Here is a 14,186-nt window from a genome sequence, read left to right as displayed (position 1 = left end):
AAGTACCGGGTAGTTGAACCGGACGGGGCGATGGCCAGCCATCGCCCCGCTTTTTCCCTACAGTCAGGAGCGACGATGCCGGCGAAACCAGGAAAGATGCAGCGCGATACCCCGATGCTGGTGGCCCTGATGCTGCCGGCCGGTATCTTCTTCGCCGCCTTCTTTCTGCTGCCGATGGTGCGGCTGTTCCTGATCGGCGGCAGCGGCACGCTCGGCTGGGCCGCCTATGCCACCATCGTCACCAACGCGAATTATTTCGGCTCGCTGCTCGCCACCCTCGGCGTCGCCGCCGCCACGACGGCCGCCACGCTCGTCATCAGCGGCATCGCCGGCGTATTCCTGCAGCGCCACAAGTTTCCCGGCAACGCCGCCCTGGTGGCGATGCTGACCTTCCCGCTCGCCTTTCCCGGCGTCGTCGTCGGCTTCATGGTGATCATGCTGGCCGGCCGTCAGGGCCTGCTCGGCGATATCAGCCAGATGCTGGGCGCCGACAAGCTGGTCTTCGCCTATTCGATGGCCGGGCTGTTCACCGGCTATGTCTATTTTTCGATACCGCGCGTCATCCTGACCGTGATGGCCGCGACCGAGAAGCTGGACCCCAAGCTGGAAGAGGCCGCCCGCTCGCTGGGCGCCTCGCCGCTGGGCGTCGTGCTCGACGTGATCATCCCGGGCCTCAAGCCGGCCTTCCTGTCGTCCGGCGCGATCTGCTTCGCCACCGCCGTGGGCGCCTTCGGCACGGCTTTCACGCTGGCCACTCGCATCAATGTGCTGCCGATGACGATCTATACCGAATTCACCCTGTCGGCGAACATCGCCATGGCGGCCGCGCTCAGCTTCGTGCTCGGCGCGGTGACCTGGGCGGTGCTGGCGCTGGCGCGGACGGCGGCCGGCTCCTCCGTCGCGGCGGCCGGTTGAGGGAGGGCGGCATGGCTCAGAAACGCGGCATCCTGTTCTGGCTGCAGCTCGGCTTCACCCTGCTGGTCTGCGCCTTCCTGATCGTGCCGGTGATCCTGTCCATCCTCGCCGGCGTCACCAACAATTATTTCACCGGCCTGTCCAGCGGCTTCACGCTGCGCTGGGTCGGCCAGGTCTGGGCGGGCTACAGCGACACCATCTTCCGCTCGATCGGCATTGCGCTGGCCTGCCTGGTCTGCACGCTGCTCCTCGGCATACCGGCCGCCTACGTGCTGGCCAAGCGGCAGAACGCGCTCGCCCGCGCCATCGAGGAACTGATGGTGATGCCGGTGGCGATTCCCGGCCTTGCCACGGCGCTTGCGCTGATCGTCGCCTATGGCGGCCTGTCCGGCTTCCGCACGTCGTGGACCTTCATTCTGGTCGGCCATGTGCTGTTCACGCTGCCCTTCATGGTGCGTTCGGTGCTGGCGGTGCTCAGCGCCATCGACCTGCAGACGCTGGAGGAAGGCGCCGCCTCGCTCGGCGCCGGCTTCTGGACCCGCTTCTTCACCGTGGTGCTGCCCAATTGCCGCAACGGGATTCTCGCCGGCGCGCTCATGGTGGTGACCTTGTCGGTCGGCGAGTTCAACATGACCTGGCTGCTGCATACGCCGCTGACCAAGACGCTGCCGGTCGGCCTCGCCGATGCCTATGCCTCGCTGCGCCTCGAGGTCGGCAGCGCCTATACCCTGGTTTTCTTCCTGATGATCGTGCCGCTGCTGATTGCGCTGCAGTGGTTCAGCCGACCGCGCCGCCAAGTGCACGCCAAGCCGGAGAGTGAATGATGACTGCGAACCAGAGCCCGCTGGCAATCCGCCTCGAGCATTGCGCCAAGACCTTTGCCGACGGCACCCGTGCGCTGGAGCCGCTGAATCTCGAGATCGCGGCCGGCGAGACCGTCGTCTTCCTCGGGCCCTCGGGCTGCGGCAAGACCACCACCTTGCGCATCATCGCCGGCCTGGAGGCGCCCGATGCCGGCGGCCGCGTCCTGTTCGACGGGCAGGACGTCACCGGCCTGGCGATCGAGAAGCGCAATGTCGGCATGGTGTTCCAGTCCTACGCGCTGTTTCCCAACATGACGGTGGCGGAAAACATCGGCTATGGCCTGCGCATCCGCAAGCTGCCGGCCGCAGAGATCCGCGCCCGCACCGCCGAAATGCTGGCGATGATGCGCATCGAAAAGCTGGCGGACCGCAATATCGACCAGCTTTCCGGCGGCCAGCGCCAGCGCGTCGCGCTTGCCCGCGCGCTTGCCGTGCGGCCGCGCGCGCTGCTGCTCGACGAGCCGCTGACCGCCCTGGACGCCAAGCTGCGCGATACCCTGCGGCTGGAGATCGACACCTTGCTGCGCAGTCTGGGGATCACCGCCATCTACGTGACGCATGATCAGGCCGAGGCGATGGCGCTGGGCGACCGCATCGTGGTGATGGAACATGGCCGCGTCGCCCAGGTCGGGCATCCGCGCGACATCTACCGCAAGCCGGCCTCGCGCTTTGTCGCCGATTTCATCGGCACGATGAACCGCCTGAGCGGCCGCGCGGAAGGCGGCGCCTTCGTCTGCGCCGCCGGCCGCTTCGCCTGGGCCGGGGCCCCGGCCGGCGCCGTGGAAGTGCTGTTCCGGCCCGAGGATATCCGCATCGCCGCGCCCGATGCGGCGCCGCTGCGCGGCACCGTCGCCGCCGCCTTTTTCCTCGGCGACCGGACCCGCCTGTTCGTCGAGGTCGGCGAGGCGCAGCCGCTGGTGGTCGAGAGCAGCGAGCGGCGCGATTTCGCCCATGGCGAGGCGGTCGGCCTGGAAATCGCCGCGCAGAACCTGCTCGTGCTGTGAGGAAGCGCCATGCTGATCGCCCAGATCACCGACACCCATATCAAGCTGCCCGGCCGGCTGGCCTACAAGAAGGTCGATACCGCCGCGATGCTGCGCCGCTGCGTCGCGGAATTGCAGGCTTTGAAGCCGCAGCCCGACCTGATCCTGTTCACCGGCGACCTGGTCGATCTCGGCCGGCCCGAGGAATATGCCCATCTGAAGGAAATCCTCGCGCCGTTGCCCCAGCGCATCATCGCCATCCCCGGCAACCATGACAGCCGCGACAGCATGCGCGCCGCCTTCGCGCCGGAAGGCTATCTGCCGCCGGACGGCTTCCTGCAATTCGCCATCGACGACGATTATCCGCTGCGCATCGTCGGCCTCGACACCCTGGTGCCGGGCGAGGGCGGCGGCGAACTCTGCGGCGAACGGCTCGGCTGGCTCGACCGGACGCTGGCGCAGCGGCCCGATGCGCCGACCCTGGTGATGATGCATCATCCGCCGTTCGTCACCGGCATCGGCCATATGGACAAGATCGGCCTGAAAGGCCGCGAGGGCTTCGCCGAGATCATGGCGCGGCATCCGCAGGTGCAGCTCATCCTGTGCGGCCATCTGCACCGGGTGATCCGCGCCGATGTCGGCGGCCGGCCGGCGCTGACCTGTCCCAGCCCGGCACATCAGGTCGCCCTCGACATCGATGAAAACGCGCCGAGCTGCTTTTGCATGGAGCCGCCGGGCTTCATGCTGCATTGGTGGCATGACGGGCAGCTCGTCACCCATACCGCGGTGATCGGCGATTACGACGGGCCGCATCCATTCTTCGATGCGAACGGCAATCTGATCGACTGAATACCGGCGGCCCGCCTGGGCGGCGGGCGCGGCTTCGACAGCTACGCCATCGTCACGCCAGGCGCGCCGAGCCGGACTTGCCGGGCTTCACCGCCTCGTCCGCGCCGGCCTCGGCGCCGGTCTCGTCGCCGGTCTCGTCGCCGGTCTCGTCGCTGGCCGGCTGCGGCTGGTCGGCGCCGCGCAGGCGGGTGGCGCTGAGTTCGCCGGCCTGTTCCAGGATGGGATAGGCCACCGCCGTCAGATGGCTGTTGATCCGTTTCAGATCGCGGATCACGTCGAGATGGATCGAACTGGTTTCGATGGTTTCGGCGCGGCCTTCGCGGATGCGCTGGTAATGATGCTCGGCGGCGGTCTGCTCGGCTTCGCGGATGCTCGCCTTCTCCTGCAGCAACTGCCGCGCCAGCTTCACGTCGCCGGACATGAACAGGTTGCAGGCCATCTGCAGATTGGCGGCGACGCGGTGATGGAAGGCGGTCAGCTCGGCCAGGCCCTCGCGGCTGAAGGCCAGCTTGTTCTTGATCTTCTTCTGCGCCAGCTCCATCAGGTTCTTGTCGATGATGTCGCCGATATGCTCCAGATTGGTGGTGAAGGTGAGCACATCGACATAGCGGCGGCTTTCGGCCTCGTCCATGCCGTGCTTCGACACCTCGGTCAGATACAGCTTGATCGCCTCGTGCAGGCGGTCGACGGTGTCGTCGCTATGCTCCACCGCTTTGGCCAGCTTGGCGTCGTCGCGGCTGAACACCATCATGGTCTCGTCCAGCATGCGGGAGACGATGTCGCTCATGCGCAGGGTCTCGCGCGCCGCTGCGGCCAGGGCCACGCTCGGCGTATCCAGCACGGATTCGTCGAGATAGCGCGGCCGCAGGCTGTCGTCGCTGGCCGGCAGGTCGGGCAGCAGGCGGCGCGCCAGGTAATCCAGCGGGCGCAGCAGCGGCAGGAAGGCGACGGCCATGGCGATATTGAAGGCGGTATGCGCGTTCACCGTCAGGCGCGCCGGGTCGATGCCGAATACGCCGAGCCAGCTTGGCATTTGCGGCAGCAGCGGCAGCATCGCGACGACGAGCACGACGCGGGCGATCAGGTTGGCCAGCTGGGCGCGCCGCGCCGCCGGCGGCTGGCCGCTGGCGGCGACGAAAGGCGAGATCGCCGTGCCGAGATTGGCGCCGAGCACCAGCGCGATCGCCAGCGGCGCATCGACGGTGCCGGATTTGGCCAGCGATGCCACCAGCAGCACGGTGGCGAGGCTGGCGTGCGACAGCCAGGTGAGCAGCGCGAACAGGATGACGGCCAGGAACGGCGCCTGTTCGAGCGGCTGCAGGACCAGCGTCAGCGCCGGCGAATCGCGCAGCGGCGCCGAGGCGGCGAAGATCATCTGCAGGGACAGCAGCATCAGGCCGAGCCCGATCAGCAGCCGGCCGATATGGCGCGGCTGGCCGCCTTCGAAACTGAAGAAACCGATCACGCCGGCCAGCAGGCAGAGCGGACCGAGCCAATGCAGGTCGAGCGAAAGATACTGCGCCGAGATCGACGTGCCGATGCCGGCGCCCAGCAGCACGGCGATGGCGGCGACGCCGCGGATCAGTCCCCGGCCGGCAAAGGACGAGACGATCATCGCCGTCGCCGTGCTCGATTGCAGCAGGGCGGTCACGCCGATGCCGGCGACGAAGGCCTGCAGCGGCCGGCGCAGGGCCTGACCGAGATAGCGCCGCAGCTGCGCGCCGAAGGCGCGCGTCATGCCGGTGCGCACCATGCGTACGCCCCAGAGCAGCAGCGCCACTCCGGCCATCAGATCAAGCAGCAATTCAGTGGCGCCATACGATTCCATCAGAGCCTCTCCAAAGCCGGGGATCCCCGGCGCGGGGCGAACGTTGCAGAATTATTACAATTTAATGACATACACCCCAAGAGGCTTTTTGTGCCAGGGGTTTAGCTAAAGCTGGGCCATTTTTACCGCGTTAAAAGCGCCCCGGCCCCGCTATCGGGGCCATCCATCTCGCCTGCAACATTCGCCGGGTACGAAAGTGACAATATATCATTATTTTTCAGTTATTTAAAGGGCGATGCAGGGCCGGATCCCGGTTTCGGCATAAAAAAGCCGCGCCCGGCAGGCGGAAGCCGCAGCGCAGGCGCTTTTACGACAATGCCGGCTCCAGGGAATTAATGACGTGAGAATCCGGGCCCCAGAGAATCCGGCTCCAGAGAATGACGACGTGGAATGCCGGCGCTGAATAAATGACCCGGGGTTATCGCTCTTCGGCGGCGCCGAGGGCCGCCCGCCGCATCGTCCAATTGCATCGTCCAAGCGGAGCGCAGCATCGGCACATGCCAAAGAGAGCGCCGCAGAGGATGGCTTCCACCATCGCGCGAAGCGCGGTCGTCGCACGCTTTCATCCATCGCGCGGCCATGCCGCGAAGAGCCGGTTGCGCCGCGCCGCGCCGGCGATAAAAGGATTGACACTCGAAAACCGGAAAACCTAGGCTGCCGCGGCATTTGACAAAACATTCGGGTCGGCCGGCTGACTATCCGCAGGCAGGCTGAAGTCAGGGGAGAAAACGATGACCGTGTTCGATCGCAGGGAATTTCTGAAGCTTTCGGCGGCGGGCGCCGGCGCCGCCGGTCTGTCCGGCCTGTCGCCGCTCGCTTTCGAGGCGATGGCGGCCGAGACGGAGGGGCGGGCGGTGTTCTACGCCAACATCACCGGCGTCGACGCGGTGATGGCGGCCTTTGCCAAGGCGACCGGGGTCAAGGGCGAATATACCCGCATCTCCAGCTCCAAGTTCATCCCCACCATCCTGACCGAGGCGGGCGCCGGCAAGCTGCTGGCCGATGCCGTGCAGGCGCCGCGCCCGATGATCGAGCTGCTGGATCAGAACAAGGTTCTGCTGCCCTATCGCTCGCCCTCCGCCAAGGGCTATCCGGCCTGGGCGACGGAGAAGGAGACCATGACCCATTTCGGGGTCGAGTATGTCTCCTATCTCTACAATACCGACCATGTGAAGAAGGCCGACGCGCCCGCGACCTACGAGGATCTTGCCAATCCGAAATGGAAGGGCAAGATCGTCATGGCCAATCCGGCCACCCATGCCTCTACCATCGGCTGGCTCGTGGCGCTCAAGGAGCAGGTGTTCAAGTCGGAAGCGAAGTGGCGCGAATTCCTCAAGGGCCTCGCCGCCAACCAGCCGATGTTCGTCGAATCCTTCGGCCCGACGCCCGCGCCGATCGCCAGCGGCGAGCGGCTGATCGGCATCTCGATGCCGAAATACATCGTCACCAAGGCGCCGGCGCCGCTCGACTGGGGTCCGCGTTCCGGCCCGCTCTTCGGCACCGCCCGCACCATCGCGCTGACCAAGAACGCGCCGCATCCCAAGGCCGCCAAGGTGTTCATTGACTATTGGCTGAGCAAGGAGGCGATGCAGCTACTGGCCAGCAAGGTCGGCGAATACGTGCTGGCGCCGGGCGTGTTCCCGCAGATCGAGGGGATCGACAAGGTGGAAGTGAAGCCGGTCCGCGATCTCTCCGACGACGAATTCAAGACCTGGGGACGTGAGTTCGCCGCGATCTTCGCGACGCGCTGACGATCGAAACCGATATCGCCGGCAGGCGGCGCGGTCGCGGAAACCCGCCCGCGCCGTCCTGTTTGTTGCGCCTGTTCATCGCGCCCGTTGATGGCGTATGGGGATGGCAAAGATGGACATCCGAATCGAAGGCCTGTGCAAGTATTTCACCTCCGACGGCAAGACGGTCGCCGCCCTCGATCATGTCGACCTGAGCATTCCCGCCAACACCTTCTTCACCCTGCTCGGGCCGAGCGGCTGCGGCAAGACCACGCTGCTGCGCTGCATCGTCGGCCTGGAGACGCCGGACGAGGGCGAGATCAGCATCGGCGGCGAGGTCGTCTGGTCCAGCCGCAAGGGCATCTTCGTGCCGCCGGAAAAGCGCGGCCTCGGCATGGTGTTCCAGACCTATGCGATCTGGCCGCATATGAGCGTGTTCGACAACATCGCCTATCCGCTGCAGGTGCGGAAGATGGATGCCGCGCTGATCCGCGAGAAGGTCGCCAAGGCGCTGCGCTTCGTGCAGCTCGAAGGCGTCGAGCGCCGCTCCGCCACCAAGCTGTCGGGCGGCCAGCAGCAGCGCGTCGCCCTGGCGCGGGCGCTCGTCGCCGAACCCCGGGTCATTTTGTTCGACGAGCCGCTGTCCAATCTCGACGCCAAGCTGCGCGAGGAGACCCGCAGGGAATTGCGCCGCTTCCTCGACGAACTCGACATCACCGCGATCTACGTCACGCATGACCGGGTCGAAGCGCTGGCGCTGTCGGACACCATCGCGGTCATGCGCGCCGGCAGGATCGTCGAGATGGGCACGCCGCAGGACATCTATTTCAACGCCCGCCATCGCTACGTCGCCGATTTCATCGGCCGCGCCAACCAGATCGAGGCGACGGTGCTGCGGCACGAGGACGGCATCACCCTGGCCGAGACCGGCATGGGCACCATCGCCTGCCAGCGGCGCGAGTTGCCCGCGGGCAGCCGGGCGACGCTGTGCATCCGCCCGGAATTCATCCATATCACCAGCCGCGCCGCCGCCCCGGAGGGAAAGACCGCGCTCGAGGGCAGGATCGAAGCGCTCGAATTCGTCGGCGAGGTCTACGAGGCGGAAATCGCCGTCGCCGGCGAGCGGCTGCTGGCGCGGATCGATCCCGATGTCGCCGTGCGCCAGGGCGATACGGTGCGGATGGCGATCGATCCGGCCCATTGCCTGCTGCTGTCGGCGTGACGGGCCGCCCGCGATGACCAGGACCCGCGCGCAGCTCGTCTGGCTGCTGATCGCCATCGTCGGTTTCCTCACGCTCTGCCCGGTGCTGATGCTGCTGGCCGGCAGCTTTTCGCAGGGGCTGACCGCCTTCGGCGCCTTCACCGCGCATAAATACGTCGCCGCCTATACCGATCCGGCGCTGGCCGGGGTGATCGTCAACACGCTGGTCTTCGTCCTCGGCGCCTCGCTGTTCAGCACGGTGCTGGCGATCTTCCTGTCCTATCTCAACACCCGCACCAACATTCCCTGGAAGGGCGCCTTCACCCTGCTGTCCATCGTTCCGATGATGATTCCGCATCTGCTGTTCGCCATCAGCTGGGCGCTGCTGCTGAATCCGTCGAACGGCCTGATGAACCTCGTTCTGCGCGGCGCCTTCGGGCTCGAGCAGTCGCCGATCAACATCTATTCGATCGGCGGCATGATCTTCGTCGAAGGCCTGCTGAACCTGCCGATCGCCTATCTGGTCATCGCGCCGGCGATGGGCGCCTTCGACGTTTCGCTCGAGGAATCCTCGCGGGTCAGCGGCGCCGGCACCCTGACGACGCTGCGCCGCATCACCCTGCCGATCCTGCGGCCGGCGATCCTTGCCGCCTTCACCCTCTGCGTCGTGCGGGCGCTCGCCTCCTACGCGGTGCCGCGCGCCCTGGGCACGCCGGGCCGGGTCGACGTGCTGGCGACTTATCTCTACGAGATGATCTCCACCGGCTTCGCGCCGGATTACGGCCAGGCCGCGGCGCTCGGCATGAGCGTGCTGTCGGCCTCCATCCTGCTGATCGTGCTCTACCGCGCGCTGACCGCGGAGGGCGGCAAGTTCGTCACCATATCCAGCCGCGGCTTCAAGCCGGCGATCATCGACCTGAAAGGCGCGCGCCTGCCGCTTTTCGTCGTCGTCGCCCTGTTATGCCTGCTGATGATCGTCATTCCGGTCGGCGCTTTGTTCTATACCTCGCTGCTGCCCTATTCGATGGTGCCTGGCGCCCGCGCCCTGGCGCTGATGAGCTGGCAGAACTGGATCGAGATGGTCCATGACGACATCACAATGCGGGCGCTGCAGAACAGCCTGATCCTCGCCATCGTCGGCGCATCGCTCGGCGTATTGCTGTCGCTCTTCGCCGCCTATGTCACCGTGAAGCTGCGCACCAAGGCGGCGGGCCTGCTGGAAATGCTCACCTTCCTGTCGTTTTCTTTCCCCGGCATCGTCATCGGCATCGGCTTCATGTGGTTCTTCGTCCAGACGCCGCTCTATGCGACGCTGACCGCCATGATGCTCGCCTATATCGCCGCCTATCTGCCTTACGGCGTGCGGCCGCTGACAAGCGCCTTCGTGCAGGTGCATGCGCATCTGGAGGAATCCTCGCAGGTCTGCGGCGCGCCGCCGCTGACCACCATGCGGCGCATCGTGGCGCCGCTGGTGCTGCCGGGCATCGTCTCGGCCTGGATTCTGATGGCCACCATGTTCATCCGCGAACTCTCGGTCTCGGTGGTGCTGTCGCGGCCGGGCAGCGAGGTGCTGGCGGTGCGCATCCTCAATTTCGCCGATGACGGCCTGTGGGGCAAATTGTCGGCGCTCGGGATCGTCATGATCCTGCTGTCGACCGGCATGGTGCTGGCCGCGACCTATGCCGGCCGCAAATTCAAGCGCCACTGACGCGAAATAACGCACGCCGGTCTCGCGCTCGGAGTTTGGCGGAAAATCCCCCGGCGTTTGCGCCGGCCGTCAGCCTTCCAGCCTGTCCGCGCGGCGCTCCGGCGCCGTTCCCGGCGGGCCGGTGCGCAAATGCCGCCGCATCCGGCGGACGAGGCGGCAGAATTGCTCGCGATCGACATGATCGCGCTCCATCAGCAGCGCCACGATGGCATCGTCCAGCACGTCCTGGAGCGATGGTTCGGATAGGATCGGATTCTGCTTTGCCATCTCGCCTCCTGCTGCGCTGCGCCGCGCTACCACCAATTCGTCGTCGTCGATGGCACTATGCCGGCCGGATTGTGTCCTGACTTTGACCTAGATTAAGGAAAAGACATTTTGTCCCGCCTAGCGTCATGCCCGCGTCAATTCCCTCCGTTCATTTCAGGAGCATGACCATGACCAACAAGCAGATCATTCCGACCAACCCGCTCGCGACGCTGCACCAGGAGGTGGACCGCCTCTTCGGCAGCTTCTTCGACGATTTCTCGCTGCCGCGGCTGCATTTCAGGAACGGCCTGGAAGCGCCGAAGATCGACTTCAAGGAAACCGAGAAGGAGTATCAGCTCGACGCCGAACTGCCCGGCGTTCCGGCCAAGGACGTCCAGGTCTCCGTGGCCAACGGCGTGCTGACGATCAAGGGCGAGAAGAGCAGCGAGAAGGAAGAGAAGGGCAGGAACTATCTCCGCGTCGAGCGCGCCTATGGCGGTTTCGAGCGCTCGCTCGCCCTGCCGGAGGATGCCGACGATGCGAAGATCGCCGCCACCAGCAAGGACGGCGTGCTCAGCCTCGTCATTCCCAAGAAAGCCGGCGCCAAGCCGGAAACGCGCAGGATCGAGGTCAAGCCGGCGGCCTGATGCCGCATTGGGCGTCGCGCTGCAGCGGCGGGCCGCGGATTCGGCCCGCCGCCAGGCGCGCGTCAGCCTTCCAGCCGCTCTGCCGATTGCGGCTGACCGGCGGCGGGGCGCAGCTCGTCGTCGCGCCAGCGATAGCCGAAGGCGGCGAAATTCTCCAGCTGCGAAAAGCCGGGATCGACGGCGCGGAACTTGTTGCGGATGCGCTTGACGGAGGAGCGCACATTCGTGCGGTAGCCGTCATCGCCATGCCCGGCCATGAAGCCGGCATGGTGGACGCGATCGTAGATCGCCCGGTAGGTGACGTATTCGCCCAGATTCCGCAGCAGCAGATACACGATGTTGTATTCCGCCACGGTCAGGCCGACATCCTGGCCGCACCACAGCGCGCGGCTGGCCTGCGGCCGCAGCGTGAGGTTGCCATGGCGGATGCAATCCTGCGGCGGACGCCGCCGGCCCGCAGGGTGCGCGGAGGCAAGGATCAGGCGGATGCGCTTGGCCAGGATCGCGCTGCCGCGCGACTTGGAGACGAAATCGAGCGCGCCGCTGTCCAGCGCCTCGCTCTCATGCGCGATGTCGGTCAGTCCGGTCAGGAAGATCACCGGCAGTCCGATGCCGCGCTGGCGCAATTGCGCCAGCAGGGCGGCGCCCGACAGGCCCGGCAGGCGCCAGTCCATGACGACGATCTCGCCGCTGCCGCCCTGGGCGAAATAGTCCAGCAGCGCGGCGCCATGTCCCATGCTGCGGACGATGAAGCCCTGATCGGCCAGCTCGCTGCAGACGGCATCGCGGTAATCCTCGTCGGCATCGACGAGGATGATGCGGAAGGCTTCCCGGAAGCGAAGCTGTGCCTTTCTTTCCGACATGACCAGCAAGCGTGGGCGGTATCGCTATCCCGATGATCGGCCCCGCCACGGTCGCGGCGGCCGGCAGGTCCACCATCGTGATGGAAGTCGCTTCGCCCGCCAGTGGTATTTTTGTGGCCGCAATCCGTCTCGCATGGCCGTGCCGATGATCATTCCTGCCGCTGCCGCCTTTCGCGCGTCCGCAGGCCATGCCGCTGCGCCCTGGCCCGGTCCGCCAGCAGACGGGCCGCAGCATCGAACGCATCGCGGATCGCCGCCTGGATATCCTCATGGGCATGGCCGTCATCGGCGGTGCGGCCGACCACCAGCTCGCCGCCGGGCATCGTGATGTCGATGCGGATGCGGTAAAGCCGGCCTTTCTGCGGCTGCCGGCTGTTCTGCTGGCGCTGCGGCGCGTCGATCACCACCCGGCAGGACGAGATGCCGCGGTAAAATCGTTCGAGCGCCCTGGCCTTCTCGAGGATGCGCGCCTCGACCGCATGGGAATGGTCCATGCCATGGAAGGAAATCTGCAGCGGCAGGTGCATGGCGTTGTCCTCGTCCGGCCCACTATGCCAGGAAAGACGCAGCGCAGGGCCTGCCTGCTTCAGCCGGACGCGCTGCGAATTGGAGGTAGGGCGGCCGCGCCCGGCTACGGTTCCTCCTGTCAGAGCAGGTCGCGCAGTTCCGCCGGCAGCAGGCCGAGCACCTTGACCGTCTCGCCGGGATCCAGATGCGCAGCCATCACATCGAATACCGCGATGGCGGCGACCTCGGGATCCAGCGGCGCCTTGGCGGCGGCGAGTTCTGCTGCAGGAATTCCTCGCGGTGCCGCTCCCTCGGCTTCTGCCGGCCGGGACGCCGGCCCTCGTAATACAGGCCGCGGATCAGCATCGGCAGTTGCGCCGAAAGATGAGCCGCATTCTCCAGCCGAGGCGGTCGCGCAGGGCATGCAGCATGCTCCGCAAGGCGGCATAGGCCAGATGCCGGTCGTCCGTTTCCAGGCACGCCATCAGGCTTCTCAGCCATTGGCTGGTCTCGTGCGCCGTGGTGTCGAAACCGCGCAGGCCGGTCACGGTCATGGCAAAATCCTCTTACGCTGACTGAGGTCGAAGGCATCCGCCGCGGCCGCACTGGCAACGGCGTCAATGCCTGGCCGGCTTGCCGCCTTGCGCGGGCGCGACCTGCAGCGCGGCGGCAATCGCGCTGCAGCATTCCCGGTATTTTTGCATGTCGGCTGAAACGCGCTCGAAGCTGCCGCGCAGCCAGGCATTGGCGATTTCCGGCAGCCTGGCCGGCTGGCCGTTCGAGGCCAGCATCTCCCGCATCGCGTCGAGGCCCGTCTGCGCGGCCTGCTGCCGGCGCTCCACCCAGTGGCTGGCGAAATCGCCGTAGAGCGTTAGGATCCGATGCTGGTTGGACCAGAAAGCCTCCATCGCGCCGGTCATGGCCTCGAACATCTTTCCGGGAAGCAGATTGTCCGTTTCGGCGGTCTTGCCGGGTTCGCGTTGATGCACCATCGCCATTTCCGCTCTCCTTCCGCATGTGATCTTCCGATTATCGGCAGGACGAAGACGGCGGCATTGATCCAGATTAAAATTGGCGATCCGGATTAAGGTTGGCACCGTCGTTTGACTGTCATGATGAAGCACAGCGCCGGCTTATTGCTGTATCGCCGCGACAAAACCGGCCGTCACGGCGCCGGCATCGAGGTTCTGCTGGTGCATCCCGGCGGGCCGTTCTGGGCCGGCAAGGACGCGCATGCCTGGTCGATGCCGAAAGGCGAGATCGACCCCGACGAGGATGCCCTGGCTGCGGCGCAGCGCGAATTTGCCGAGGAAACCGGCTTTGCGCCCGCCGAGGTCGCGGCCTCCGGCGCGGCCATCGCTCTCGGCCGTTACAAGCACGGGCAGAAAATCATCCAGGCCTGGGCCATCGAAGGCGATTGCGATCCGGCCAGGCTGCGCAGCAACAGCTTCAGCATGGAATGGCCGCCGCGCTCGGGGCAAATGCGCGATTTTCCCGAAGCCGACCGGGCGGCCTGGTTCGACCTGGCGACGGCGCGCCGGCGCATTCACAAGAACCAGCTCCCGTTTCTCGACGCGCTCGAGGCCTGTCTCGCCCGCGGCGCCGGCGCGCCGGATTGATTCGCCCCGCGCGGCGGTTTTTCGCCAAAGCCTTAAAATCGCGGTAAGGCTTGTGATGCTGCTGTGATCGGCGGGGGGCGAATCCTGTGATGGCGGAAGCCTGCATGTGGCATCGCTGTGAGAAGCTCGCGCGCGCTGCTTACCACCCGATAACCCTCGCTCCCACCCAGGTTTACAACCGGAACTGAACATGGTGTCTGCCGCATCGTTGAAGGAGACACCGTCCG

General features: G+C 66.2%; 16 protein-coding genes. 9 read left to right on the top strand and 7 right to left on the bottom strand.

Annotated features, from left to right (window positions below; translation table 11 throughout):
• Window positions 1-75 precede the first annotated feature (75 nt).
• From VF194_RS03960 to VF194_RS03945, 4 genes are read left to right on the top strand one after another with little or no spacing between them, the layout of a single operon-like run.
• Entirely contained in the window at window positions 76-915 is an 840-nt protein-coding gene (locus tag VF194_RS03960) for an ABC transporter permease (protein WP_330888251.1), read from the top strand.
• Between the two features lie 11 nt (window positions 916-926).
• The gene (locus tag VF194_RS03955) at window positions 927-1,739 is read left to right on the top strand and encodes an ABC transporter permease (RefSeq protein WP_330888249.1); all 813 of its coding nucleotides are present in this window, start codon (window positions 927-929) and stop codon (window positions 1,737-1,739) included.
• The gene (locus tag VF194_RS03950) at window positions 1,736-2,782 is read left to right on the top strand and encodes an ABC transporter ATP-binding protein (protein ID WP_330888247.1); all 1,047 of its coding nucleotides are present in this window, start codon (window positions 1,736-1,738) and stop codon (window positions 2,780-2,782) included. Before VF194_RS03955 ends, VF194_RS03950 begins: the two co-directional genes overlap by 4 nt.
• Window positions 2,783-2,791: 9 nt before the next feature.
• Window positions 2,792-3,610: a phosphodiesterase gene (locus tag VF194_RS03945; RefSeq protein ID WP_330888245.1), complete on the top strand. Its 819-nt coding sequence runs from the start codon at window positions 2,792-2,794 to the stop codon at window positions 3,608-3,610.
• A 52-nt stretch (window positions 3,611-3,662) separates the two neighbouring features.
• On the opposite strand, the gene VF194_RS03940 is transcribed toward VF194_RS03945, so the two are convergent.
• Window positions 3,663-5,438 carry a Na/Pi cotransporter family protein gene (locus tag VF194_RS03940; protein ID WP_330888243.1) on the bottom strand — a complete coding sequence of 592 codons (1,776 nt, stop codon included), beginning with the start codon at window positions 5,436-5,438 and terminating at the stop codon, window positions 3,663-3,665.
• A gap of 731 nt (window positions 5,439-6,169) precedes the next feature.
• Here VF194_RS03940 and VF194_RS03935 point away from each other — a divergent pair.
• From VF194_RS03935 to VF194_RS03925, 3 genes are all read left to right on the top strand, one after another.
• The gene (locus VF194_RS03935) at window positions 6,170-7,189 is read left to right on the top strand and encodes an ABC transporter substrate-binding protein (RefSeq protein WP_330888241.1); all 1,020 of its coding nucleotides are present in this window, start codon (window positions 6,170-6,172) and stop codon (window positions 7,187-7,189) included.
• Between the two features lie 112 nt (window positions 7,190-7,301).
• On the top strand, window positions 7,302-8,390 hold the full coding sequence (locus VF194_RS03930; RefSeq protein ID WP_330888239.1) for an ABC transporter ATP-binding protein: 1,089 nt from the start codon (window positions 7,302-7,304) through the stop codon (window positions 8,388-8,390).
• 13 nt (window positions 8,391-8,403) lie between these two features.
• The gene (locus tag VF194_RS03925) at window positions 8,404-10,077 is read left to right on the top strand and encodes an iron ABC transporter permease (protein ID WP_330888237.1); all 1,674 of its coding nucleotides are present in this window, start codon (window positions 8,404-8,406) and stop codon (window positions 10,075-10,077) included.
• Between the two features lie 69 nt (window positions 10,078-10,146).
• Here VF194_RS03925 and VF194_RS03920 read toward each other — a convergent pair whose 3' ends face one another.
• On the bottom strand, window positions 10,147-10,344 hold the full coding sequence (locus VF194_RS03920) for a hypothetical protein (RefSeq protein ID WP_330888235.1): 198 nt from the start codon (window positions 10,342-10,344) through the stop codon (window positions 10,147-10,149).
• 167 nt (window positions 10,345-10,511) lie between these two features.
• Here VF194_RS03920 and VF194_RS03915 point away from each other — a divergent pair, with 167 nt between their 5' ends.
• Window positions 10,512-10,970, top strand: coding sequence for an Hsp20/alpha crystallin family protein (locus VF194_RS03915; protein WP_330888233.1), 459 nt, complete (start codon window positions 10,512-10,514; stop codon window positions 10,968-10,970).
• A 62-nt stretch (window positions 10,971-11,032) separates the two neighbouring features.
• Here the strand turns inward: VF194_RS03915 and VF194_RS03910 are convergent, their stop codons facing one another.
• The 5 genes from VF194_RS03910 to VF194_RS03890 form a co-directional block, all read right to left on the bottom strand.
• Entirely contained in the window at window positions 11,033-11,833 is an 801-nt protein-coding gene (locus VF194_RS03910) for a response regulator transcription factor (RefSeq protein WP_330888231.1), read from the bottom strand.
• Between the two features lie 149 nt (window positions 11,834-11,982).
• On the bottom strand, window positions 11,983-12,360 hold the full coding sequence (locus VF194_RS03905; RefSeq protein WP_330888229.1) for an HPF/RaiA family ribosome-associated protein: 378 nt from the start codon (window positions 12,358-12,360) through the stop codon (window positions 11,983-11,985).
• Between the two features lie 119 nt (window positions 12,361-12,479).
• Complete coding sequence (locus VF194_RS03900) at window positions 12,480-12,764, bottom strand: hypothetical protein (RefSeq protein WP_330888227.1); 285 nt, start codon at window positions 12,762-12,764, stop codon at window positions 12,480-12,482.
• Window positions 12,700-12,894, bottom strand: coding sequence for a hypothetical protein (locus VF194_RS03895; protein ID WP_330888225.1), 195 nt, complete (start codon window positions 12,892-12,894; stop codon window positions 12,700-12,702). The genes VF194_RS03900 and VF194_RS03895 overlap by 65 nt, the downstream gene beginning before the upstream one ends.
• Window positions 12,895-12,957: 63 nt before the next feature.
• Complete coding sequence (locus tag VF194_RS03890; RefSeq protein ID WP_330888223.1) at window positions 12,958-13,338, bottom strand: hypothetical protein; 381 nt, start codon at window positions 13,336-13,338, stop codon at window positions 12,958-12,960.
• 114 nt (window positions 13,339-13,452) lie between these two features.
• Between VF194_RS03890 and VF194_RS03885 the strand changes: the two genes are divergently transcribed.
• Window positions 13,453-13,959 carry an NUDIX domain-containing protein gene (locus VF194_RS03885; protein WP_330888221.1) on the top strand — a complete coding sequence of 169 codons (507 nt, stop codon included), beginning with the start codon at window positions 13,453-13,455 and terminating at the stop codon, window positions 13,957-13,959.
• Window positions 13,960-14,186 lie beyond the last annotated feature (227 nt).

This window comes from Ferrovibrio sp., from assembly GCF_036381655.1.
GTDB lineage: Bacteria > Pseudomonadota > Alphaproteobacteria > Ferrovibrionales > Ferrovibrionaceae > Ferrovibrio.
The sequence above is the reverse complement of the archived record's forward strand: the minus strand, read 5'-3'. Positions and strand labels throughout refer to the sequence as shown.